Consider the following 20,961-nt stretch of genomic DNA (forward strand, 5'->3'; position numbering starts at 1 on the left):
ACAAGACGATACCAAAAAAGGATTGCGGCCCTTCCGCTGGAAAAGCCGCAATCCTTTGCTCATGTGCTATTTATGATGATGGTTTCCGCAGCTGCAATGTGTATCGTCATGTTTCGAACTGCAGGAGCAGCCGTCAGGACAACCGATACACTTTTTTCCGCTTTTTTTCGCTTTATAAACATAGAACGCAGCGGCGGCAACAATAACCACAAGGATTGCGATCACAATGTAGTCGATCATCAGGATTTCGCCCCACTCAGCGCATACTCACGCTTCAGGTCCTTTTCTGTTTTCATGCACAGGTAGACCAGGACCGCAGCAAAGGCAACCACTGCAATCAGGCCGGGGAGGAAGCCAGCGCCCACCGCGCCGGTGGTGACCAGAGTGCCGATCTGATAGACCAGGAAGCCCACGGTGTAGCCGGTTCCCAGCTGGAGACCAATACCGGCCCACAGCCACTTAGCGCTCTTCATCTCAGAGTTCATGGCGCCGATAGCGGCAAAGCAGGGAGGCGTGTAGAGGTTGAACATGAGGTAGGCCAGAGCGGCAACCTTTGTGATGGCAATGATACCGGCAACCTCGGCACCAGAGCCCTCAAGCATGGCCAGCTCGTCGGTGTCGATGAAGTTCTCCAGACCCACGAAGCACACGGCCAGGGTGCCAACCACATTTTCCTTGGCGATGAAGCCGGTGACAGCAGCGGCGGCCAGCTGCCAGCTGAGGACGCCCACGATGGGCACCAGCAGGTAGGCGAAGGGGCCGGCAATGGAAGCCAGGATGGAGCTGTCGGCGGTTTCAGCCACCTGGAAGCTCCAGTTGAAGGTCTGCATGATCTGCACGGCAGTGTTGCACAGCAGAATGATGGTGGCAGCCTTTACGATGTAGGCCCAGCCCCGGGCACACATGGCCTTCAGGGCAAAGAGCAAAGAGGGGATCTTGTACTCGGGCAGCTCAATGATGAAGAAGGACTTGCGGTTCTTGTAACCAGCAATCTTGTTGACCAGCAGAGCACCCAGGAAAATCAGGACGATACCGGTAAAGTACATGGTGAAGCTCACCCAGCCTGCATCATCAAAGAAAGCACCGGCAAAGAGGGCGATGACAGGGATCTTGGCGCCGCAAGGCATGAAGGGGGTCAGCATAGCGGTGGCTCGGCGCTCACGCTCATTGCGGATGGTGCGGCTAGCCATGACGCCGGGGATAGCGCAGCCCGTACCGATGACAAAGGGAATCACGGACTTGCCGGAGAGGCCCACTTTTTTGAAGATGGGATCCAGCACCACGGAAACACGGGACATGTAGCCGCAGTCCTCCAGCAGGGCAATCAGGAAGTACATGATCATCACCAGAGGCAGGAAGCCGACAACGGCGCCCACGCCGCCGATGATACCGTCGGCCAGCAGAGCGGTCAGCAGCGGGTTGGCATCGGCCAGGCTGTCCGCCACAAAGCCCTGGAAGGTCTCGATCCAGGCCACCAGGGTGTCTGCGATCAGGGGCCCCACCCAGACCTGGGAGATCTGGAACACCAGTAACATGACCACGGCAAAGATGGGAATACCGGCAAATTTATTGGTGAGGACAGCGTCAATAGCGTCCCCAGTTCCCTTTTCGCGGGTAAGTACCTTCCGCTTTTCCACTTGCGAGACCAACTGGTTGACAAAGGTGAAACGCTTGCGGTCTGCTTCTTCCACGACCTTTTTATCGGTCAGGTCGATATTGCCCTGATGATATGGAGCCTTCTGGCCTTTGCCGTTGAGAGCTGCCGCAGCCTCTACCACTGCTTTCAGTCCCTCAGCGGCTGTAGATACGGTCTCCAGCACGGGACAGCCCAGCTTAGCAGAGAGAGCAGCAGTGTCAATGGTGGTCTGCTTTTTCGCGTTGATATCGCTCTTGTTCAGAGCGACCACCACAGGGATGCCCAGCTCCAGCAGCTGGGTGGTGAAAAACAGACTGCGGCTGAGATTGGTGGCATCCACGATGTTGATAATGGCATCCGGGTGCTCATTGCGAACATAGGAACTGGTGATGCTCTCCTCCGAGGTAAAAGGGGACATGGAGTAGGCACCGGGCAGATCCACCGCGATCAGATCTTCGGTCCCGCTGTAATAGGCTTTCTTGATGGGGTGTTCCTTCTTCTCCACCGTCACGCCGGCCCAGTTGCCCACCTTTTCGTTCCGCCCGGTAAGGGCGTTGTACATGGTGGTCTTGCCGGAGTTCGGGTTGCCTGTCAAGGCAATACGCATGGGTAGTTCCTCCTCTTTTTGCTATTCTCTATTACAACACACGACGGTTGCTGATAGCTAACCGATATGTGCAGTAGACACACATATTTTTAGAAGCAGGGGGGAGAGGCAATTCAAATCAGAATTGCCTCCGCCAGTTGATTGTCAATGTTATAGCGGCCGTCTTTGATAGAAACGACACAGCCGCCCTTTAAGTGGGAGACTACCGTGATCGGCTCTCCTTCGTAACATCCAAGCGAAAATAAAAACGCATTCAACTCTTCATCGTCCGTATCGATTCGCTGGATCTTGTACTCCGTTCCTTCCAGGGCTTCTTTCAAAGTCATATTCTTCACCTGTCAATAAAATGGTAGCTTTGGTTAGCGTATAACAACCAGAACCCATCAAAAAAGGTTAGACAACCCTAACCACTGCATCGCAAATAATATATCACCAATACGCCTTTGTCAAGACCAAATTTGAAATTATACGCAACAGTGTAACGCAGGAAAAAGATAATCAAATTGAAACTTGCTGGTTTTCTGTGGTATAATAAGAAAAACAATACTGCTGGAGGTAGCCATGTCAATCCATGAGTCTGGCCAGATGTATCTGGAAACGATTTACATTCTCTCTCAGAATAAAAGCTATGTACGGGCTATTGATGTCGGAGAGCATTTAGGATATTCCAAGCCCAGTGTCAGCAGGGCTATGTCTATTTTAAAGAAAAACGGATATGTTCTGGTGGATGCAGACGGAGCGATCACATTAACGGAAAGCGGAATGGAAATTGCACAGACTATGTATACTCGTCATATCGTCCTATCAGAAATGTTGATGCGATTGGGTGTGGATGAGAAAACGGCAACAGAGGATGCGTGTAGAATTGAGCATGTCATCAGCGAAGAGTCCTTTTTGGCAGTGAAAAAGCACTTGGAGTGGAGCGTTGCGCAGAGTGTGAAGGGGCAGCGTGACAGTGTAGAGTAAGCAGGAATACTCATTATGCAGATAAACTATCGTGCCCTAATAAAGCAACATGGCCGGCGTGGAATAAACCATGCCGGCCATGTTACTTTGAGGGGAGAAAGAGGAGGTGATTTTGCTTTCTTTGGTAATATGTTGTGTACAGAAGGAACTTGAGTATTCAATAATCTAGTGACTATTTCTGGTATCAATTCAGGCCAGAGAGGCACCCAGGTTGCGGCATGCTGCCAGACCATCGTCATCCGGAGTTTCATTGCAGATCACGCTGTCACAGGCCAGATTAGCGCCGTCATCATTGCAGCGGGCTTCCCAACTGCGCATCCACTCGCCATCACCCCATCCGTAGGAGCCGAACAGAGCGATGTTCTTTCCGCTCAGGCGGTTTTCACAGGCGGAAAACATGGGCTCGAATTCCATTTCCTCCAGCTGCTCAGCGCCCATAGAGGGACAGCCAAACGCAATGGCATCAAAGCTGCTTACCTGATCGGCCGAAAATTCAGAAGCGGGCAGAACAGAGACCTCGGCGCCCTTCTCTTTGGCTCCCTCTGCCACGGCCATGGCCATGGCTTCGGTATTGCCGGTACCGCTCCAATAGACAACTGCAACCTTGCTCATAAAATAAAACAACCTTTCCTTTTTGAATGTAAATACATCAACCAGCCACAGTGAGCCGTTCGATGGATTTCCCTTGTTGCCAATGTAGGGAATAGATCTTGCTACACGCATCATACTGTTCAAATCTATGTTTAGCTGCGGTCTCGTCTCCATAGACTTTCCAGCAACCGACGCACTTGTGATTACAGGCTCTATTTTGGATAAAACCTAACACGTCTTCCGGCGGATAGCTTAAAAATAGGCCGATCTCATGAGGAAATTCCTCTTCTGCGCAAAGGCGACGTATCAAATGAACCACGCAGCAGTACGGATTCTCCGGCGTGTATCCGTACTTCAGCAGAAGAACTCTGGCACGTTGATCGGCCAAGTCGCACTCCAGTGCATGGGGACGATAAACATAAATCAAGGCACGTCCTCTGCGGACTCTGAGCGGCAAAACTCGGATTCCTTTCGGAACCAGCTTTTTATTCAATTGGGACAATTCTTTAGTCAGGTCTGTTCGGGAGGCACAGGGGCATGAGAACAGATTCCCTGTTTTGATTCCTGCCAGTGTAGGAGAACAATGGCGAACCAATAAATCCTCTGACATGGAAGCACCCCATTTCTCGACTGAGAATAATTGTTCTAAGTGGTATGTTCTGTACAGTGGTTAGCAAATGCTAACTGCTGAATAAAAAAATAATTTCACGCTCTTGGTTAGTTATTGCTAACTGACTGGTGTGATTATAAATGACTGGGATGAATTTGTCAAGATAATTTGTTCAGGCAAGGATGATGTAACTTCCGTGCCACAGCAATCCAGAGGGGAAATCACATTTTCTTGTATGAGAAATGTAGTAGGCGCATCGATTAGTGGTGCATTTCAGTAAGCAAAATGCAGAAAGAGAAAATGCAGTCACGCTCTTTGCGTGACTGCATCAGCATAAAAAATCAAGTGTTTCGGTTGTCCAAACTATGGATGATACAGGCGATGCCGGAAATTAGTGCAAACAGGATCATCCCGCCAATGGCGTTGTTAAACAGCGCACCGAAAAACATACCCCCAATGCTGGCTGCCACCATAATGATGACGGAAACAACAGTCCTGAACATGTAAGACCCTCCTTTTGCAATCAATACATACAACAGAATAAGTATAGGGCCAACAGGGAGAGAAGTAAAGAGCAACGTTATCTCAGGAATGAAGTGGAGGAAATCTGACCTGTTTCTGTAAGAATGATTTTTATAAAAGATCTGCTCTGCTCAATAGTTAGCAAAAATTCACTTTTGTGAAACAATATGAGTGCTTCCTGGGATGAATTTCTCAAGAGGAAAAGCATCAATCCGTGGTGAGCAGTCCATAACAATGACGAGATCCTGAAAAAAATATTATGCTTTTTTGTTCTTCAAAAATGTGCGGATTGCATGAATCAAGCAGAGCGCGGAAATAAGGAGCTGTACCACTGCAAACCCCATATTACCTTCTGCATAATTGATCCATGAGATAGTAACCCAAATAACGACCGCGGCCAGCCAGCAGATGGGACCAATGTATTTTTTCATAATCTGCTCCTTTTAGTACATGAAAACTTGACTATGGGCAGCCCAAGAAAAGGCCTGTCGACACAAAAAGGAAGATGACCTAACCTTCCGCAGAAGAACTCTCGTTGAGACATACAAATTCTCCTATTTCAACTCCTTCTTCCAATACAGTGAATGTTGAGCCATCGTCATTTAATTGTAATTTATACCCGTATACCGCGTTTTTGCCGTCATAACTATATTGATAACCCGAAATATAAACAAGAGGGTCGCTGGTAATAAAGCCGCCGGTAGTCAATAAGATCTCATATTGGGAAATACCCTCTTCTGAAAGCATGGATGTAAAGAGCTCGTTTGTGTATGCCTCGGCCTTAACGCTTGTATCAAAAGCATCCTGTAAAGCGAAGGCTGTATCACCGCTTTGGTCCACAAAGGAAGCTGTGTTGCCGTCACATCCGGCAAGGATAGACAATAAGGCTGCGGTGAGAAAGAATAATATGATTTTTTTCGGCATGATAAATCACACTCCTTCATTTTCTTTTCTGGCGCAAATCTTGTGGTCCTCTCGGCAAGCGGCTCGCCGCGCAAGGTTTTTGATTTTCTGGCACCCAAATATAATTGCCGCACAAAACAGAAAAGCGGTCAACCCATAGCAAAAAGACTGCATATCGATGCCTCCAAGCATAGTCCACAATTCCTAAGTAACAGCAAAGAATTGCAGGATGTCTTCTGTGAGAAGCTGGGGTGTGAGCTCTATCACTCCCAAATTTCTCGCGGCTGACTGATGGACTACAAACGGTCCAGCGGGGGTTTTTGGGCGATCAGGCAGCAGAGCGGTGTAAATTTGCTGCCAAAAAGCTGGTGGCACACGATGGTATATCCATGCTCAGATAAGTATGCCATCAGTTCCCCTGCGTTCCAGGAGTGATAGACATGAAAGCCGGACAAACCCATGACCCAGAGCCGAAATCTGGCCCAACGGCCGTTTCCCCAGACAAATGTGGGAGTAAAAAGGAACCCGCCTGGCTTTAATACCCGCCAGGCTTCTGACAGAGCCTTTTCCGGCTGCGGCATAATATGGAGCGCATTGGAAATTACCACCGCATCAAAGCTCTCGGGTCCATAGGGCAGTTTTGTGGCATCCTGGACCGAGAAATGCAGACGCGATGTATGAAGCTGTTTTTTTGCCTGCTTCACCATTTCAGGGGAGAAATCGGTGGCTTCCCAAGTGCGAACATACGGTGATAAGGGCACTGATAACTGTCCTGTACCGCAGGCAAGTTCCAGAACATCCATATCACGCTTCAGGAAAGGACGGATCGTTTTGCGGATCTGCAGGTATGTCTTCTCTGAATGACGAATAAAAGCGGGATAATATTTAGAACATCGGTCCCAGAATCGTTTGTTATCCATAGAATGTACGCTCCGTCTTGGTTAGATATAGCTAACCGTATATTACTACAGGATAACGGTAATTGCAAGGTAATACATAAAGGAAATTTACATGAGTCCTCTGTCGTTCCTGGCAGTTAGGATGGGAGGGCAAAGGGATGGTATGAAGGGCCATCCGTTAATGGGGGATCGGCGGTGACATATTCTCCAATAGGGTCTAAAGAATAGGCTTGACATACCACCTGCATCATGCTATCTTAATTTGCAAATAATTCGCAAATTTTGGGAGGCCTGGGGATGAAGAAGTACGATACCCGTCAACGGGATTATCTAATCAGCTTTCTCAATGAGCATCCGGATCAGCTGCTGTCGGTACGGCAGATCGCTCAGGAACTGTGCGCCCAGCAGATCAGCCTCAGTGCCGTCTACCGGAATCTGTCTCAGCTGGAGGCGGAGGGGCTGATCCGTAAATCGGTAAAACCGGGAAGCAGAGAGGCCTATTACCAGTATGTGGGTGCGGAAGACTGCCACTCCCATCTGCACCTGTCCTGCACCCGCTGCGGAAAGACTTTCCACATGGATGCGGCGCATACTGCGCAATTAACCCGTGCCATGTCGGAGCTGGACGGGTTTGACCTAGATATTCTCAAGACAGTCCTGTACGGCATTTGTCAAAACTGCCACGGCACATAACGTCGTACTCATAAACTTCAAAGGGGGGAGAAGAACATGGCGAAAAAAACACGTTTTGCCGCCACCTGCGGGGCAGCGCTGCTGGTGTTTGCCCTGTTCTTCTCCGTATTTTTTGTCGCTGCTGAGGCTGACCACGATTGTGGCGGCGAGCACTGTACCATCTGCCATCAGATCCAAAGCGTCCAAAAGCTTCTGGAGCAGCTCTCGGTAGTTCACGCCGCTTCTGTTGGAGCAGCGGTGCTGGGTGTCTATATGCTGCTTTGCGTCCTGTGGACGCAGAACATCTTTGTCGCATCTTCCCCGGTTTTGTGGAAGGTAAAACTACTGAATTAAACAGAATGAAAAAGGACAAGGGGACGGGTCTGCCTATTTAAGGCAGGCTCTCCTGGCGCATGCCCGGAACCCCTTGTATTTTTGCGCCCATTTTTCAGTTTCTGTATGAATTCGGAGGTTTTATCCCATGAGAAAAGCGATTTCCATCCTTCTTTCCCTAGCGCTGACCGCCGGGATTCTGACCGGCTGCAGCACCGGATCCACCTCAGAAAGCGGCAGCGAAAAGCTGCGGATCGTCACCACTATTTTCCCGGAGTACGACTGGGTGCGGGAAATCTTGGGGGATCGAGCCGACCATGTGGAGCTGACGATGCTCCTGGACGATGGCGTGGATCTTCACAGCTTTCAGCCTACTGCTGATGATATGGTCACCATCTCCAACTGCGACCTGTTTCTCTACACAGGAGGAGAGTCGGACTCCTGGGTAGAGGATGCCCTGGCCAACGCCACCAATCCCGATCTGGTGGCCATGAACCTGATGGAGGTGCTGGGGGACGGCGTAAAAGCAGAGGAAGTGGTTGAGGGAATGCAGGAGAGCGAGCATCATCACCACCATGAGGAGGAAGAGAATCCCGAGGATACCCATGAACACCACGAAGAACACGATCATGAGCATGACCATGAAGATCATGAAGATTGCGACGACCCCTCGGAATGCACCCACAGCCATGATGATGAACATATCTGGCTGTCTCTGAAGCATGCCGTACTGCTCTGCGGCGCCATTGCGGACACCCTGGGTACCATTGACCCTGAGCATCAGGATGCCTATGCCGAAAATGCGGCCGCCTACATCGGGAAACTAACTGACCTGGATGGTCAGTATCAGGCTGCCGTGGACGCCGCTTCCACCCATACCCTACTTTTTGCCGACCGGTTCCCCTTCCGGTATCTGGCGGATGATTATGGACTTACCTACTATGCCGCCTTTTCTGGTTGCTCGGCGGAAACGGAGGCCAGCTTTGAAACGGTGGCCTTCCTGGCCGGTAAGGTGGATGAGCTGTCCTTGCCCTGTGTGCTGACCATTGAGGGGGCCACCCATCAGATCGCCCAGACGGTGGTGGGCAATACCAGCACCAAAAACCAGACGATCCTGGTGCTGGATTCCATGCAGTCGGTGACGGCCGCGGATGTGGAGAGGGGAGCCACTTATCTGGGCATTATGGAGCAGAACTTGGAGACCCTGAAAACCGCGCTGGGCTGAGAGGAGGGCCATCACATGATCCAGATGAACTGCCAGGGCCTGGCCCTGGGCTATGATTCTGCCCTGGTGCGGGATCTGAGCTTTACCGTGGGCACCGGGGACTACCTGTGCATCCTGGGGGAGAATGGCGCCGGAAAATCTACCCTGATGAAGACCATCCTGGGATTGCTGACGCCTCTGGAGGGCTCGGTGACTCTGAGCGGCGGAGTGCGTGCCAATGAGATCGGATACCTGCCCCAGCAGACCCAGGCCCAACGGGATTTCCCCGCCACTGTCTGGGAGGTGGCTCTGTCCGGCTGTCAAAGCCGGTGCGGCCTGCGTCCCTTTTACACCAAGGCGGAAAAGGAACTGGCCCGGCAGTCCCTCCGGCGCATGGATATGGAACGATTCTCAAAGCGATGCTATCGGGAGCTGTCGGGAGGCCAGCAGCAACGGGTGCTGCTGGCCCGGGCTCTTTGCGCGGCCCGGAAGATGCTGCTGCTGGACGAGCCGGTAGCCGGACTGGATCCGGCGGCCAGCCGGGAGCTGTATCAGGTCATCGCCCAGCTGAATCAAAAGGATGGCATGACCATCCTGATGATCTCCCACGATGTGGAGGCTGCCCTCCACTATGCCAGTCACATCCTCTATCTGGGGGAGCAGGCGTTTTTCGGAACCCGGGATGCCTTTGTCCGATCCAATCCCGGACGTGGATTTCTCGAGCAGAGAGGAGGTGGCGACCGTGGAATTACTGATTGAGAAGCTGGTCCAATACTGGGCCTATCCCTTCGTCCGCTATGCGCTTGTGGTGGGTGTGCTGGTGGCCCTGTGTGCTTCTCTGCTGGGGGTCACACTGGTGCTCAAACGGTTCTCCTTTATCGGGGACGGGTTGTCCCATGTGGCCTTCGGGGCCATGTCGGTGGCCTCTGTTTTGAACCTGATCAATGACATGCCGCTGGTTATGGGCATCACGGTGCTGTGTGCCATCCTTCTGCTGGGGGCGGGCCAGAATTCCAAAATCAAAGGCGACGCCGCCATGGCGATGCTTTCGGTGGGCGCGCTGGCCATAGGCTATTTGATGATGAATGTATTTTCCACCTCCACCAATCTAACGGGGGATGTCTGCACCACCCTATTCGGTTCCACCTCCATTCTCACTCTTACCCAGACCGAGGTCTGGATGTGTGCCGCACTATCGGTGGTAGTGGTGCTCCTATACCTCTTTTTCTACCACAAGATCTTTGCGGTCACCTTTGATGAGAGCTTTGCCTCGGCCACCGGAACCAGGGCCAGAGTGTACAATCTGATTCTGGCGGTGGTGACGGCGGTGGTCATTGTGATGGCCATGAATCTGGTGGGATCTTTGCTGATCTCCGCCCTGGTGATCTTCCCGGCCATGTCCGCCATGAGATTGTTCAAAAGCTTCCGGGCCGTCACTTTCTGCGCCGCTGTCCTCTCCGTATTCTGTGCCGCTGCCGGGATCCTTACCTCCATCCTGGCCGGCACACCGGTGGGGTCCACCATTGTTGCCGTGCAAATTGCACTGTTTGCCCTTTGCTCCCTTGTAGGATGGATAGGAAGGAGATGACCGATGAAACGAAAATCGATTTTGCTCCTGGCCGGGATGTTGCTCCTGACCTGCTCCGCATGTGGAAAAAAAGAAGGCTCTTGGCAAGCTGAGAGCCTGGCACCGCCCGTTGTTTCTCAACAGGCGGAAGCAGCTCCGGAGCATGTACCATCCGCCGAATCCGAAGTGTCCGGGAAAGAACCGCTGCCGGCAGAAGGCGGTGATGGGCAGGGAGACAGCCCGGTATTCCCGGCTGTCAGTCCCGCGCTGGAAGAAACGGAGAATCCGGCTGCGGATTTGCAGCCGGATTCTCAGGAAGCTCCCGCAGTGTCCGTGGATGTGGATTTAACCACCCTCAGCAGCACCATGGTCTACGCAGAAGTGTTCAACATGATGATGTCGCCGGATGACTATATCGGAAGAACCATCCGCATGACGGGAATTTTCACGGTATATCAGGACCCTGAAACGAAACAGGTCTACTGCGGTGTGATTGTAGAGGACGCCACCGCCTGCTGCGCCCAGGGATTTGACCTTGTCATGCCGGAAGAACGTTCTTATCCTCAGGATTACCCAGCTCCGGAATCGGAGATAACCGTGGTGGGAACGCTTCAGGCGGACCGCACGCTGGAGGAACATGGGATCATCTTTCTAAGGTTGGAAGATGTGACCTTTGAGTAGGAGGGTCATATGCCATAGACTATAATACCAAGCCCGGCGGATAAGGCAATGAGCCCGATGGGGGAGAGCTTTTTCCGGAACAGGAAACCACTCCCTAACATAGCAAAGGCAAGGAGCAGCGTGATTAGGAAAGAGTGCATATCGAGTTCCAGATGCTCGCCGAAGGATACGCAATGGTTACATACCATGTAAATGCCGGTAGCGAGTATAATGCCGGCCATACATGGTTTTACGCCGCGCAGGACTGCCTGCATCCAAGGCTGCTGAAGTACGGTTTTCAGCAGCACCATGATCAGCAGGATCACAAAGAACGAGGGCAGCACCACCGCTAGTGTGGAGATCATGGCGCCAAGTAGCCCGGCCTGACTGCTGCCCACATAGGTAGCCAGATTGACCATGATCGGTCCGGGCGTACTTTCACTGACGGCGATCATATAGGTCAGCTTTTCTTCTGTCAACCAACCGTTGGCCAGAACCACATCCCGGATCAAAGGGATCGCACCATAGGCGCCTCCAAAGGCAAAACAGCCTACTTGCAAAAAGCCGATAAAAAGCTGCCAATAGATCATTACCTGCTCTCCTTCTTTGTTTTCATGGTGTTATGGACAAAATACAATGTTAAACTAAGTGCTGCGGCTGCCAACATCAAAGTGATGGAGGAAATGTTCAAGGAGAAAAAGCTGATGCACAGCATCATCAGGGCGGAGCATATCAGGATGCCCTTGGGCAATCTTTTGGCAGGCATTTTTTGGATGATGCGTATGGCTGCCTCCAATATCAGTAGTCCTACGGCGATTTTTATGCCCCGAAATGCGTTGGCTACCACAGGATACATCAAAAAACCATCCAGAAAAAGGGAGAGAAGATAGAGGATTACAAAGGAAGGAAAAACGATGGCAAAGGTAGCGGCGACTGCGCCGGGAAATCCAGCTTGCCGGTACCCCACGAAGGTCGCGCAGTTGATGGCGATCGGCCCCGGCGTAGATTCTGCGATCACAGTAACATCCATCATTTCATCTTGGGAAATCCACTTCTTTTGGTCGACACAGTAATGCTCCATCATGGAGATCATGGCATATCCTCCGCCAAAGGTAAAAAGCCCGATTTTGCAAAAGGTCAAAAAGAGATCGGTATAACGGTGTCCTTTCATAGCAGCCTCCTCATGTCTTTCATGTATCCGTTCGGCCTGTGTTGGTCCTGCCGGCAAGATGGCAGTGCTCCGCCTCTTTTATCATACAGGCACCGTGTTCGGGGCAGCAGGTATCACATGGAATGGCTGCCCAGCTCTCCAGTTCTTTTGCCGTGTCTTTCAGAAGCTGACGATTGACGCTGTAGTGCATGAAATAGCCGTTTTTTTCTCCGATGACCAGCTCTGTATCCCGTAAAATTTTCAAATGTTGAGAAATGGCTGCTTCTGAAAGATCCAACTGTCTTGCCAATGCGCGGACACAATAACTACGGCTTAACAGCAATTTCAAAATAGCTCTGCGGGTTTCATCCGACAATGCCTTCCATACTGTGACAGACTTCATTTCTTCACCTCGAGCAGGATATGATTAAGTATACACTTAATCATATCCTGCTTTTTACAAATGTCAAGCTTATATTGGAACGTAGAGCTTGCCGTTGACATACCATGAGGAGAGTGATAGAATCAGCGTAGTTAGCCACAGCTAACCGAAAACAAACAAGGAGGTTTACTTTGGACTATACTGTTTTGCTTGCTTTTTTTCTGACACTGCTGGCTGGGCTCAGCACCGGGATTGGCAGCTGCATCGCGTTTCTCTGTCGGCACACCAACCGAAAATTTTTGTCGGTTTCCCTGGGCTTTTCCGCGGGTGTCATGATCTATGTCTCCATGATCGAGATATTTTTCAAAGCACAGGATGCGTTGATCGCCGAAATGGGGACCCGCCCCGGCAGTTGGGCGACAGTTGCGGCGTTTTTCGGTGGTATGCTGGTGATCGCGGTAATCGACAAGCTGATCCCCTCTGCGGAGAATCCCCACGAAGTAAAGCTCATGGAGGACACAGCGAAGGACGCTCCGCAGCCGGGGCGTTTGATGCGCATGGGCGTTTTTACGGCGCTGGCCATCGCCATCCACAATTTCCCCGAGGGTCTGGCCACCTTTGTATCGGCACTCCAGGAGCCGAGCGTAGCCATCCCCATCGTTGTGGCCATCGCCATCCATAATATTCCGGAGGGGATCGCGGTGTCGGTGCCCATTTACCAGGCCACCGGTTCCCGGCGCAGGGCCTTTTGCTATTCTTTCCTTTCGGGCCTGGCGGAACCTCTGGGGGCTTTGCTGGGATGGCTGGTGCTGCGCCCGATTATGAGCGACACGGTATTTGGACTATTGTTTGCGGGAGTTGCTGGCATTATGGTGTTCATTTCCTTTGACGAACTGCTCCCGGCTGCCCGGGAATATGGGGAGCACCATCTGTCCATCTACGGCCTGATCTCCGGCATGGTGGTCATGGCGATCAGCCTGCTGCTCTTTTTGTAAGCCCCAAATTGTAAATATTCTCAATAAGGAGAGGACGGAGTTGCTGGTCCTCTCCTTATTTGCTTATTTCAAGAATAATTCCACCACGGAAATTGATTTCAGGCCTGAAATGGAGTATAGTGAATATGTAGTTAGCAATTGCTAATCAAAAAGAACTATGAGAAGAACGGAACTTTGATACCCGGCGGCAAGGAGGGACGTCATGCATCCGTATTATCAAAAAAATAAGAGCAAACTCAGGCGGGAAATGGATGGATATCTGAAGCTTATCAGGCCGGAGATCGAGGAGATCTTCGGGAAGCCCTATCCCCTGGTTTTCACTGAAATCTGGAATGATTACGAGCAAGAGATGTTGGAGCATTTCCCCTTTATCGGCGGAGACAGTAGCAGTGGCACCAGAAATCTGACCGGATGTATGTTCTTTGTTTCTATCGGAGTGGTTGGCAAACAGTACGGCCTTTCCACCCGCGACTGGGGACGATTGGCCACCACACTCTATGAGCGGTATTTTGAGAGAATTCCCAAGCTGCTGCGACGGTTAGTCGGCGGACTATTCAATTGCTGCCCTGATCTTATCAACAAAGCGTTGCGGCGAAAAGACAGAAGGAATGCAGAAAACGCCGCAAAAAATCCGGGCAGCTTTGTGACAAAGACCCAGACACCCACTGCCGAGTATCCCGTTATCTACCACAATCAGGTTTGCCCGATTTGCGAATTCTGCAAAGAAAGAGGATACATGGAGTATCTGCCTTATATGTGCAACCTGGACTATGTGATGTTCCGGGCTTTTGGTGTTGCCCTGTACAGGGAAAAGACCTGTGCGACCGGGGATGGACTATGCGACTTCAAGATGAAGAGGGGTGTACCCATTCCCGGTGTGTGGCCGCCTCATATTCTGGATGAATCGGATCCTCTGAAGTAATGGTGACATTTCAAATGGGACTTTTTTCCGCTTAACCCGCTTGCAGGTGAAAGGGGATGTGTATGAACTGGACGCGCACCATCTTAGACGGGCTCGCTATGGCAGCCTACTTCAACTTGTTCGCTGGGTTGGTCGCACTGTATCGCCCCCGGCTAATGTTCCACTGTTATCCGCCTGCCATCATCAAGGCAGCGAAAGATCCGCCCACTGGGGCGGAAAACCGTTTTTACTGGCTATGGATCTGTTTCGGAGAGTTGCTGCCTCTCCTTCTTTACGGTGCGGTCAGCTCTGTGGAGGGCGGGACAACAGGGTTCTGGCGTCTGGCCCTGACCGGATATATCCAGTGGATGATGGTCAATTTCTGTGACCTGTTCTTTCTGGATTTCTGGCTGATCCAGGGAAAAGCGAAAGCCCGGTTTGTCATCCCCGGTACGGAGGGGCATCCCGGCTATGGGTTCAAGGCATGGATGAAGAGCTACGCTCTGCCGGAACACCTGCTCCAGTGGCCGCTCATCCTTTGCCCTATCCTGACAGCGGCTCAGGCGGGGCTGGGCCTGCTGCTGCAAAAAATAGGATGAACAGGAGATGGTTCTAATCAAAGAAAAGCAAAAGCAGCAAAACATGATCCACCTTGGCACCCATGGTGAAGATTACGGGAACTGGATGTCAAACCCGGTCTTATACACAATCGGAGGGCTTCTCGTGGTGACGGGAGCGGTGGCTTCCCTGGCATCCACAGTGTTTCATGTCACGGTGCTGAGCGGATTGGCGTTAATTGCCGCGATTTCACTGCTGTTGTTGCTCTGCTGGTGCGGCTGGATCCGGAGGCAGTATGCGTTCGGCGGTGGAGGAATGATGGAGCGCGTCCACCACACCGTCCTTTCCTATCTGGATTTTGACGGACAGGGACAGCTTCTGGACGTGGGCTGCGGCTCCGGCGCACTGTCCATCCGGGTGGCCCTCATCTGGCCGGATGCCCAAGTCACCGGCATCGACTATTGGGGTGCAGCCTATGGCTACGGACAGATTATGTGCGAAAGGAATTCCGCCAGTGAAGGCGTAGCGGCTCGGTGCCGGTTTCAGCATGGGGACGCCAACCATCTGGATTTTACGGATGAGAGCTTTGACGCCGTGGTGAGCAACTATGTGTATCACAACATCACCAGTGCGGACAAGCGGGCGCTGCTGATGGAAACGCTGCGGGTTCTGAAAAAGGGCGGCGTGTTTGCGCTGAACGATGAGATGAAGCCCCGGATGTACGGGGATATGGAGGAATTTGCCCAGGAGCTGCGGGACATGGGCTATCAGTAGGTGCGGCTGGTGGATACAGCCGGAGAAGTCTTTGGCTCCCGCCGGCGGGCAGTTATGATGATGCTGGGCGAGTCACGGATGCTGTGGGACGGAAATAATTGGAGATGAGAGATGGGAGATGGTTCAAATGCTGCTGGCAGAAGGTGTTTTCCTGTGTACCCTGTTTTGGGGTGTTTGCTGGTTTGGCACCGGGAGCGATGAAAAAAATATCCGCAATTTTTCGTCTTACCCGGAAGTGGTGCAGAAGATTGTAATTCTCCGCCCGGAGCTGGCGGGAAGGATTCGACGACGAGTCCCTGTGGTCGTCTTCGCAAACAATCTGCTTCTGTTTACTGTACTTCTTTTTGCACTGGGACTTCTTACCCGTCAGGAGGAATTTGCAGGAAACTTTTTGAACACATTGCTTTTAGGGCAGGCGCTAAACCTGTTTGATTTATTGGTAATCGACCTACTCTGGTGGCGGCATACCCGGCGGGTACGCTTCACTGGTACAGAAAACCAACCGAAGCTGTACGCTGATCCAGGAAAGCACATCTCGGCTTTTCTGCGCGGAGTTGTGATGTTTCTGCTTATTGCGTTCATCGATGGCTATTTGCTCACTAAGATTCAAATAGGAGGATGACCATGTCCAAGTTAGGTGTTGTAGAGGATACCTTGTTTATCCCCATGCTGGGCAGGCTCTACGCCAGCCAGCATTGTCCGCAGATCCTGCACGATGAAAAGGCATTGCAGCTGAAAGGGCAACTGCCGCCCGGTCTGTTGGAGCAGAAGGGGCAGAGCCAGTACACCCTGCTGGCCTCTGCTGTCCGGTCGGCCAATATGGATCGGTTCATCCGGGCATTTCTGGAGCGCAGGCCGGATGGTATCATTGTCCAGCTTGGATGCGGTTTGGAAACGACGTATCATCGCTGCGACAACGGTCACACTCGCTGGTACGCTGTGGATCTGCCCCATGTGGTGGAATACCGGCGGGATCTGCTGCCGGAGCCGGAGCGGGAAACCTACCTTGCTGGGGATGCCTTTGCCGAGGACTGGATCAGGCGGATCCGCGCTGATGTGCCGGATGCTCCCATCCTGGTTACTGCTGGCGGACTGTTCCACTATTTTGAGGAGGCTAAGGTTGTGGGGCTGTTCCGAATGCTGCAGCAATTCGGAAAGATCCAACTTGTCTTTGATGCTGTGAGCAAAAGTGGTATGTCCATGATGCGGAAGAGGTACATGAAGCAGGTAGGTCACGCCGATGCCCGGATGTTTTTCTATGTGGATTTAGCGGCGGAACTGGCCGGGAAAATCGGCGGTGGGGCCGAAGTTCTTGTCCAGGAACCGTACTATTGCCATATCCGCAAAGACGGTCTGCAATTTTTCACAAAGGTCAGCATGGCGGTTTCGGATCGTTGGTGTATGGTGAAGATGATACAGCTCAAATTGTAAAAAGTGGGGGAAGCTACGATGAATATAGCGGAATTTCGCCAAATATACCCGACAGACACACTGTTGTTGCCCAGCGGAAAATCCTTTCCCTACCGCTACTACAAGAACCCACAGGCAAAGGTGACCATTGCTTTGCTGACAGGAGGACTGGGTTTGTCCGATCTGTTTTATTTTCATTTTGATCGCCTGGCCAAGGAGTTTTCTGTCCTTACCTTCGACTATCCCATCTGCTTTGCTGACAACAAGGCTCTTGCGCAGGCAGTGGCTGAACTTCTGCATCACCTCGGAGAGAAAGTCTGGCTTGTGGGACAATCTCTTGGAGGCGTTGTGGCGCAGATTATTGCTGCCCGTCATCCGGAGGTAGTGGCAGGTCTGGTTCTTTCCAACACCTGTTCTCTTTCCCAAGACATGAGTCCTTCTGCCCATGCCCATCTGATGAACATGATCAGAAGCCAGGAGAAATTCAAAAAACTGCTCTCAATCCTGCCCCTTTCCACGGTCAAACAATCCATCAAACGGGTCGTTATGGATCATAAAAAAGGTGAATTGACCCCGACGGAAAAAGCAGTTATGGAAGAATTATGCGATATCATGATGGAACGTCTGACAAAAGAATATGAACGCCACATGATAGACCTGCTGATCGACGCACAAAACCATTTGGGAATGACGAATGAGACCTTCGTCCCATGGGACAACAGGGTTTTACTGATGTTGTCCGAAGACGATACCACATTCACACAGGACTGCAAGGACGCCCTGATTGCGGTGATGCCAAACCCCACTGTCGTTACCAATCTGACCGGAGGACACCTTGCCCTGCTGTTTCGATTGGAGGAACATATCCAATGCATCGCTGCGTATGTTTCTGCGCGCGTATAAAAAAGAGGCTTTTCATTTCTATGTTTGCTCTCAGTCTGACGGAAGGTTTTTCTTGACGGCAAGCCGGGAGTTTTGTATAATCACCTTGCGGTTAGCGATAGCTAACCAATAAAATGTTGAATGGAGGTACTATCCTATGTCCCTGATTCAGAAAGAAATTGCCGATTTTACCGTTCAGTGCTACCAGAACAACGCCTTCCGCGCTGTCAGCAAGGCGGATGTGCTGGGTAAGTGGAGCGTGTTTTTCTTCTATCCCGCTGACTTCACCTTCGTCTGCCCCACGGAACTGGAGGATCTGGCCAACCTCTACGAGAAGTTCCAGGCGGTGGGCTGCGAGATCTACGCCGTCTCCTGCGACACTCATTTCGTCCACAAGGCCTGGCACGACGCCTCGGAGCGCATTCAGAAGATCCAGTATCCCATGCTGGCCGATCCCACCCATTGCCTGTCCAAGGATTTTGAGGTCTACATTGAAGCCGACGGACTGGCAGAGCGCGGCAGCTTTATCGTGAACCCGGAGGGGAAGATCGTGGCCTATGAGGTCAACGCCGGCAACGTGGGCCGCAATGCCGACGAGCTGCTGCGGAAGGTCCAGGCCTGCCAGTTTGTGGCGGAGCATGGGGACGAGGTTTGCCCCGCCAAGTGGCAGCCCGGCGCCGAGACCCTGAAGCCCAGCCTGGATCTGGTGGGCCAGCTGTAAGCCATGGAACAGATGGAACATCTCTATGACGTGGTGGTCATCGGCGGAGGCCCGGCGGGATTGACTGCCGCCCTCTACCTGGCCCGTGCCCGTTATCGTGTGGTGGTGGTGGAACAGGAACGCTTCGGCGGACAGATTACCATTACCTCGGAGGTGGTCAACTACCCCGGCGTGGAGCGCACCAGCGGCGCCGAACTGACCGAGACCATGCGCAGACAGGCGGAGGGCTTCGGCGCGGAATTCCTGCTGGCAGAGGTCACCGGCCTGGAGCTGGAGGGCGATGTGAAAACCGTCCGCACCAGCCGTGGGGCGTTGAGCTGCTTCGGTGTGCTGCTGGCCACCGGCGCCCATCCCCGCATGGTGGGATTCCGGGGTGAGGAGCAGTTCCGGGGCCGGGGCGTGGCCTACTGCGCTACCTGCGACGGAGAGTTTTTCACCGGAAAGGATGTCTTTGTGGTGGGCGGCGGCTTTGCCGCAGCGGAGGAGAGCGTGTTTCTCACCAAGTACGCCCGGCATGTGACCATCCTTATCCGGGGAGATGATTTTACCTGTGCCCAGGCCACGGCGGACGCTGCCCGGAACCATGAGAAGATCACCATTCTCACCAATACGGTGGTGGAGGAGGTTTCAGGAGATACTGCGCTGCGCAGCATCCGGATGCGTAATGCCAAAACCGGACAGGAGACGGAGCATCAAGCAGCGGACGGGGAAACCTTCGGCGTGTTTGTGTTCGCCGGCTATGAGCCGGCTACCGAGCTTGTCAAGGGTCTGGCTGAGCTGGACAGACAGGGCTATATCCTTACGGACCGCAGCCAGAAAACCACGGCGGATGGTCTGTATGCCGCCGGCGATGTGTGTGTCAAGCCTCTGCGCCAGGTGGTCACCGCTGTGGGCGACGGTGCTCTGGCCGCCACCGAGCTGGAGCGGCTGTGCGCTGCCATGCAGCAGAAAACCGGTCTGCGGCCCCAGGCTCCCAAGAGCCGGGCGCCGGAACCGGAGGTCCAGGTACAGGCGAAAAGCGGTCTGTTTACTGGGGAGATGCTCTCCCAGCTCCACACGGTATTCGATCGGATGGCTTCCTCCCTGATTCTGCAGCTCTGCCTGGACGAAACACCTGTCTCCGCTGAGCTGGAGCACTATATGCAGGAGTTGGCTGCCCAGAGCGACAAGCTGTCGGTGGAGCAGGGCGATCCGTCCAAGGTCGAGCATCTTCCCTGTGTCCAGATCTGCCGCTCCGACGGTAGCTGGACAGGCCTGGCCTTTCACGGCGTGCCCGGCGGCCATGAGTTTACCTCCTTTGTCCTGGGGCTCTACAATGCGGCCGGGCCGGGCCAGGCTCTGGATGAGGAGACTGAGGCGGCTATCCGGGCCATCCGGAAACCGGTGGAACTTCAGGTACTGGTGTCCCTCTCCTGTACCATGTGCCCGGAACTGGTAACGGCGGCGCAGCGTCTGGCGGCGGCCCATCCTGATATTTCCGCTCAGGTGTATGATCTGAACCATTTCCCTGATTTGCGGGAACAATATCAGGTGATGAGCGTGCCCTGCCTGGTGGTCAACGGCGGGGAGCAGATCTCCTTCGGAAAAAAGAATATCCGGCAGCTGCTGGAGTTGCTGATGCCATAGGTACTAGGCGTGCCGCACAAACCGTGCGGCACGCTTTAGTAATACGGTGGTATAGATTTGAGAGGAGTTGTCTTTATGAAAAAACATTGGGGCATTGGCGGTATAATTTTAGGTTTATTGTTTCTTTCAGCCGAATTGTACTGTCTTAAAGTAATACAATCCTTGGAGATGCTTCACGGCACATGGCTCCTCAATGCTTGGGAGTACATGAAAGAACCACAGTGTCTGATTGCTATTCTCACTACTATCGGTGTCATTATTTACTCCTGCTACCTTGCCTTTTTCTCAAAAAAGTAAGTGCCGGAGGATACTTGAAGAGGGTTTTATACAAGGGTATATTCATAGAATATAATAAAACAGAGCTAGTCAACATTAAAACGTCGCTATTTCTT

29 protein-coding genes are annotated in these 20,961 nt (G+C 52.4%); 17 read left to right on the forward strand and 12 right to left on the reverse strand.

Annotated elements, in window-relative coordinates:
* Positions 1-66: 66 nt before the first annotated feature.
* The 3 genes from B5G34_RS15195 to B5G34_RS15205 form a co-directional block, all read right to left on the reverse strand.
* Positions 67-240, reverse strand: coding sequence for a FeoB-associated Cys-rich membrane protein (locus B5G34_RS15195; protein ID WP_006571808.1), 174 nt, complete (start codon positions 238-240; stop codon positions 67-69).
* A complete protein-coding gene (locus B5G34_RS15200) occupies positions 240-2,243 on the reverse strand; it encodes a ferrous iron transporter B (protein ID WP_087339441.1) in 2,004 nt (667 codons plus the stop codon). Before B5G34_RS15200 ends, B5G34_RS15195 begins: the two co-directional genes overlap by 1 nt.
* Positions 2,244-2,356: 113 nt before the next feature.
* Positions 2,357-2,569, reverse strand: a complete 213-nt coding sequence (locus B5G34_RS15205) for a FeoA family protein (protein WP_006571806.1) — start codon at positions 2,567-2,569, stop codon at positions 2,357-2,359.
* A gap of 235 nt (positions 2,570-2,804) precedes the next feature.
* On the opposite strand from B5G34_RS15205, the gene B5G34_RS15210 reads away from it, so the two are divergent.
* Positions 2,805-3,209 carry a metal-dependent transcriptional regulator gene (locus B5G34_RS15210; RefSeq protein WP_006571805.1) on the forward strand — a complete coding sequence of 135 codons (405 nt, stop codon included), beginning with the start codon at positions 2,805-2,807 and terminating at the stop codon, positions 3,207-3,209.
* 189 nt (positions 3,210-3,398) lie between these two features.
* On the opposite strand, the gene B5G34_RS15215 is transcribed toward B5G34_RS15210, so the two are convergent.
* From B5G34_RS15215 to B5G34_RS15230, 6 genes are all read right to left on the reverse strand, one after another.
* Positions 3,399-3,821, reverse strand: a complete 423-nt coding sequence (locus B5G34_RS15215) for a flavodoxin (protein ID WP_040646419.1) — start codon at positions 3,819-3,821, stop codon at positions 3,399-3,401.
* Positions 3,822-3,858: 37 nt separating this feature from the next.
* Positions 3,859-4,410, reverse strand: coding sequence for a DUF3793 family protein (locus tag B5G34_RS15220; protein ID WP_087339444.1), 552 nt, complete (start codon positions 4,408-4,410; stop codon positions 3,859-3,861).
* A 341-nt stretch (positions 4,411-4,751) separates the two neighbouring features.
* Positions 4,752-4,913 (reverse strand): hypothetical protein, encoded by a 162-nt coding sequence (locus B5G34_RS18965; protein ID WP_006571801.1) that lies wholly within the window; start codon positions 4,911-4,913, stop codon positions 4,752-4,754.
* Positions 4,914-5,189: 276 nt separating this feature from the next.
* Positions 5,190-5,363, reverse strand: a complete 174-nt coding sequence (locus B5G34_RS18820) for a hypothetical protein (protein ID WP_006571799.1) — start codon at positions 5,361-5,363, stop codon at positions 5,190-5,192.
* Between the two features lie 79 nt (positions 5,364-5,442).
* Complete coding sequence (locus tag B5G34_RS15225) at positions 5,443-5,856, reverse strand: hypothetical protein (protein WP_006571797.1); 414 nt, start codon at positions 5,854-5,856, stop codon at positions 5,443-5,445.
* Positions 5,857-6,131: 275 nt separating this feature from the next.
* Positions 6,132-6,755, reverse strand: coding sequence for a class I SAM-dependent methyltransferase (locus tag B5G34_RS15230; RefSeq protein ID WP_040646418.1), 624 nt, complete (start codon positions 6,753-6,755; stop codon positions 6,132-6,134).
* A gap of 276 nt (positions 6,756-7,031) precedes the next feature.
* Between B5G34_RS15230 and B5G34_RS15235 the strand changes: the two genes are divergently transcribed.
* The 6 genes from B5G34_RS15235 (at position 7,032) to B5G34_RS15260 (ending at position 11,191) form a co-directional block, all read left to right on the forward strand.
* A complete protein-coding gene (locus B5G34_RS15235) occupies positions 7,032-7,427 on the forward strand; it encodes a transcriptional repressor (protein WP_006571795.1) in 396 nt (131 codons plus the stop codon).
* A gap of 36 nt (positions 7,428-7,463) precedes the next feature.
* A complete protein-coding gene (locus B5G34_RS15240; RefSeq protein ID WP_006571794.1) occupies positions 7,464-7,760 on the forward strand; it encodes a hypothetical protein in 297 nt (98 codons plus the stop codon).
* 127 nt (positions 7,761-7,887) lie between these two features.
* Entirely contained in the window at positions 7,888-8,964 is a 1,077-nt protein-coding gene (locus B5G34_RS15245; protein WP_006571793.1) for a metal ABC transporter substrate-binding protein, read from the forward strand.
* A 15-nt stretch (positions 8,965-8,979) separates the two neighbouring features.
* On the forward strand, positions 8,980-9,702 hold the full coding sequence (locus B5G34_RS15250) for an ABC transporter ATP-binding protein (protein ID WP_006571792.1): 723 nt from the start codon (positions 8,980-8,982) through the stop codon (positions 9,700-9,702).
* Positions 9,686-10,531 (forward strand): metal ABC transporter permease, encoded by an 846-nt coding sequence (locus B5G34_RS15255; protein WP_242823646.1) that lies wholly within the window; start codon positions 9,686-9,688, stop codon positions 10,529-10,531. Before B5G34_RS15250 ends, B5G34_RS15255 begins: the two co-directional genes overlap by 17 nt.
* Positions 10,532-10,534: 3 nt before the next feature.
* On the forward strand, positions 10,535-11,191 hold the full coding sequence (locus tag B5G34_RS15260; protein WP_087339447.1) for a hypothetical protein: 657 nt from the start codon (positions 10,535-10,537) through the stop codon (positions 11,189-11,191).
* 5 nt (positions 11,192-11,196) lie between these two features.
* Here the strand turns inward: B5G34_RS15260 and B5G34_RS15265 are convergent, their stop codons facing one another.
* From B5G34_RS15265 to B5G34_RS15275, 3 genes are read right to left on the reverse strand one after another with little or no spacing between them, the layout of a single operon-like run.
* Complete coding sequence (locus B5G34_RS15265) at positions 11,197-11,760, reverse strand: chromate transporter (RefSeq protein ID WP_087339450.1); 564 nt, start codon at positions 11,758-11,760, stop codon at positions 11,197-11,199.
* Positions 11,760-12,341 carry a chromate transporter gene (locus tag B5G34_RS15270; RefSeq protein WP_006571788.1) on the reverse strand — a complete coding sequence of 194 codons (582 nt, stop codon included), beginning with the start codon at positions 12,339-12,341 and terminating at the stop codon, positions 11,760-11,762. The genes B5G34_RS15265 and B5G34_RS15270 overlap by 1 nt, the downstream gene beginning before the upstream one ends.
* 19 nt (positions 12,342-12,360) lie before the next feature.
* Complete coding sequence (locus tag B5G34_RS15275; protein WP_087339453.1) at positions 12,361-12,723, reverse strand: metalloregulator ArsR/SmtB family transcription factor; 363 nt, start codon at positions 12,721-12,723, stop codon at positions 12,361-12,363.
* A gap of 170 nt (positions 12,724-12,893) precedes the next feature.
* Between B5G34_RS15275 and zupT the strand changes: the two genes are divergently transcribed.
* The 10 genes from zupT to B5G34_RS15325 all read left to right on the forward strand — a co-directional run bounded on the left by zupT (position 12,894) and on the right by B5G34_RS15325 (position 20,866).
* The gene (zupT, locus tag B5G34_RS15280; protein WP_006571785.1) at positions 12,894-13,697 is read left to right on the forward strand and encodes a zinc transporter ZupT; all 804 of its coding nucleotides are present in this window, start codon (positions 12,894-12,896) and stop codon (positions 13,695-13,697) included.
* Positions 13,698-13,899: 202 nt separating this feature from the next.
* Positions 13,900-14,619: an L-2-amino-thiazoline-4-carboxylic acid hydrolase gene (locus B5G34_RS15285; RefSeq protein WP_087339456.1), complete on the forward strand. Its 720-nt coding sequence runs from the start codon at positions 13,900-13,902 to the stop codon at positions 14,617-14,619.
* 62 nt (positions 14,620-14,681) lie between these two features.
* Positions 14,682-15,197, forward strand: a complete 516-nt coding sequence (locus tag B5G34_RS15290; protein WP_006571783.1) for a hypothetical protein — start codon at positions 14,682-14,684, stop codon at positions 15,195-15,197.
* 274 nt (positions 15,198-15,471) lie between these two features.
* Positions 15,472-15,930 carry a class I SAM-dependent methyltransferase gene (locus B5G34_RS19270; protein ID WP_242823645.1) on the forward strand — a complete coding sequence of 153 codons (459 nt, stop codon included), beginning with the start codon at positions 15,472-15,474 and terminating at the stop codon, positions 15,928-15,930.
* Positions 15,931-16,057: 127 nt separating this feature from the next.
* Positions 16,058-16,552, forward strand: coding sequence for an ABC transporter permease (locus B5G34_RS15300; RefSeq protein WP_040646432.1), 495 nt, complete (start codon positions 16,058-16,060; stop codon positions 16,550-16,552).
* 2 nt (positions 16,553-16,554) lie between these two features.
* Positions 16,555-17,361 (forward strand): class I SAM-dependent methyltransferase, encoded by an 807-nt coding sequence (locus B5G34_RS15305; RefSeq protein WP_087339459.1) that lies wholly within the window; start codon positions 16,555-16,557, stop codon positions 17,359-17,361.
* 18 nt (positions 17,362-17,379) lie between these two features.
* Positions 17,380-18,243, forward strand: coding sequence for an alpha/beta hydrolase (locus tag B5G34_RS15310; protein ID WP_087339462.1), 864 nt, complete (start codon positions 17,380-17,382; stop codon positions 18,241-18,243).
* A 136-nt stretch (positions 18,244-18,379) separates the two neighbouring features.
* Entirely contained in the window at positions 18,380-18,943 is a 564-nt protein-coding gene (ahpC, locus tag B5G34_RS15315; protein ID WP_087339465.1) for an alkyl hydroperoxide reductase subunit C, read from the forward strand.
* A gap of 3 nt (positions 18,944-18,946) precedes the next feature.
* Entirely contained in the window at positions 18,947-20,569 is a 1,623-nt protein-coding gene (locus B5G34_RS15320; protein ID WP_087339468.1) for an FAD-dependent oxidoreductase, read from the forward strand.
* A gap of 75 nt (positions 20,570-20,644) precedes the next feature.
* Positions 20,645-20,866 carry a hypothetical protein gene (locus tag B5G34_RS15325; RefSeq protein ID WP_087339471.1) on the forward strand — a complete coding sequence of 74 codons (222 nt, stop codon included), beginning with the start codon at positions 20,645-20,647 and terminating at the stop codon, positions 20,864-20,866.
* Positions 20,867-20,961 lie beyond the last annotated feature (95 nt).

The sequence above is a fragment of the Flavonifractor sp. An82 genome (assembly GCF_002159265.1).
In the GTDB taxonomy this organism is placed as follows: domain Bacteria; phylum Bacillota; class Clostridia; order Oscillospirales; family Oscillospiraceae; genus Flavonifractor.

Coding starts and splice junctions, on each gene's coding strand:
- B5G34_RS15215 (WP_040646419.1), bottom strand. CDS start 3,821: ATGAGCAAGGTTGCAGTTGTCTATTGGAGCGGTACCGGCAATACCGAA.
- B5G34_RS15310 (WP_087339462.1), top strand. CDS start 17,380: ATGAATATAGCGGAATTTCGCCAAATATACCCGACAGACACACTGTTG.
- B5G34_RS15205 (WP_006571806.1), bottom strand. CDS start 2,569: ATGACTTTGAAAGAAGCCCTGGAAGGAACGGAGTACAAGATCCAGCGA.
- B5G34_RS15250 (WP_006571792.1), top strand. CDS start 8,980: ATGATCCAGATGAACTGCCAGGGCCTGGCCCTGGGCTATGATTCTGCC.
- ahpC (WP_087339465.1), top strand. CDS start 18,380: ATGTCCCTGATTCAGAAAGAAATTGCCGATTTTACCGTTCAGTGCTAC.
- B5G34_RS15285 (WP_087339456.1), top strand. CDS start 13,900: ATGCATCCGTATTATCAAAAAAATAAGAGCAAACTCAGGCGGGAAATG.
- B5G34_RS15325 (WP_087339471.1), top strand. CDS start 20,645: ATGAAAAAACATTGGGGCATTGGCGGTATAATTTTAGGTTTATTGTTT.
- B5G34_RS15235 (WP_006571795.1), top strand. CDS start 7,032: ATGAAGAAGTACGATACCCGTCAACGGGATTATCTAATCAGCTTTCTC.
- B5G34_RS15230 (WP_040646418.1), bottom strand. CDS start 6,755: ATGGATAACAAACGATTCTGGGACCGATGTTCTAAATATTATCCCGCT.
- B5G34_RS15260 (WP_087339447.1), top strand. CDS start 10,535: ATGAAACGAAAATCGATTTTGCTCCTGGCCGGGATGTTGCTCCTGACC.
- B5G34_RS18820 (WP_006571799.1), bottom strand. CDS start 5,363: ATGAAAAAATACATTGGTCCCATCTGCTGGCTGGCCGCGGTCGTTATT.
- B5G34_RS15210 (WP_006571805.1), top strand. CDS start 2,805: ATGTCAATCCATGAGTCTGGCCAGATGTATCTGGAAACGATTTACATT.
- B5G34_RS15200 (WP_087339441.1), bottom strand. CDS start 2,243: ATGCGTATTGCCTTGACAGGCAACCCGAACTCCGGCAAGACCACCATG.
- B5G34_RS15225 (WP_006571797.1), bottom strand. CDS start 5,856: ATGCCGAAAAAAATCATATTATTCTTTCTCACCGCAGCCTTATTGTCT.
- B5G34_RS15300 (WP_040646432.1), top strand. CDS start 16,058: ATGCTGCTGGCAGAAGGTGTTTTCCTGTGTACCCTGTTTTGGGGTGTT.
- B5G34_RS15275 (WP_087339453.1), bottom strand. CDS start 12,723: ATGAAGTCTGTCACAGTATGGAAGGCATTGTCGGATGAAACCCGCAGA.
- B5G34_RS19270 (WP_242823645.1), top strand. CDS start 15,472: ATGATGGAGCGCGTCCACCACACCGTCCTTTCCTATCTGGATTTTGAC.
- B5G34_RS15240 (WP_006571794.1), top strand. CDS start 7,464: ATGGCGAAAAAAACACGTTTTGCCGCCACCTGCGGGGCAGCGCTGCTG.
- B5G34_RS15220 (WP_087339444.1), bottom strand. CDS start 4,410: ATGTCAGAGGATTTATTGGTTCGCCATTGTTCTCCTACACTGGCAGGA.
- B5G34_RS15305 (WP_087339459.1), top strand. CDS start 16,555: ATGTCCAAGTTAGGTGTTGTAGAGGATACCTTGTTTATCCCCATGCTG.
- B5G34_RS15195 (WP_006571808.1), bottom strand. CDS start 240: ATGATCGACTACATTGTGATCGCAATCCTTGTGGTTATTGTTGCCGCC.
- B5G34_RS15245 (WP_006571793.1), top strand. CDS start 7,888: ATGAGAAAAGCGATTTCCATCCTTCTTTCCCTAGCGCTGACCGCCGGG.
- B5G34_RS15290 (WP_006571783.1), top strand. CDS start 14,682: ATGAACTGGACGCGCACCATCTTAGACGGGCTCGCTATGGCAGCCTAC.
- B5G34_RS18965 (WP_006571801.1), bottom strand. CDS start 4,913: ATGTTCAGGACTGTTGTTTCCGTCATCATTATGGTGGCAGCCAGCATT.
- B5G34_RS15270 (WP_006571788.1), bottom strand. CDS start 12,341: ATGAAAGGACACCGTTATACCGATCTCTTTTTGACCTTTTGCAAAATC.
- B5G34_RS15265 (WP_087339450.1), bottom strand. CDS start 11,760: ATGATCTATTGGCAGCTTTTTATCGGCTTTTTGCAAGTAGGCTGTTTT.
- B5G34_RS15320 (WP_087339468.1), top strand. CDS start 18,947: ATGGAACAGATGGAACATCTCTATGACGTGGTGGTCATCGGCGGAGGC.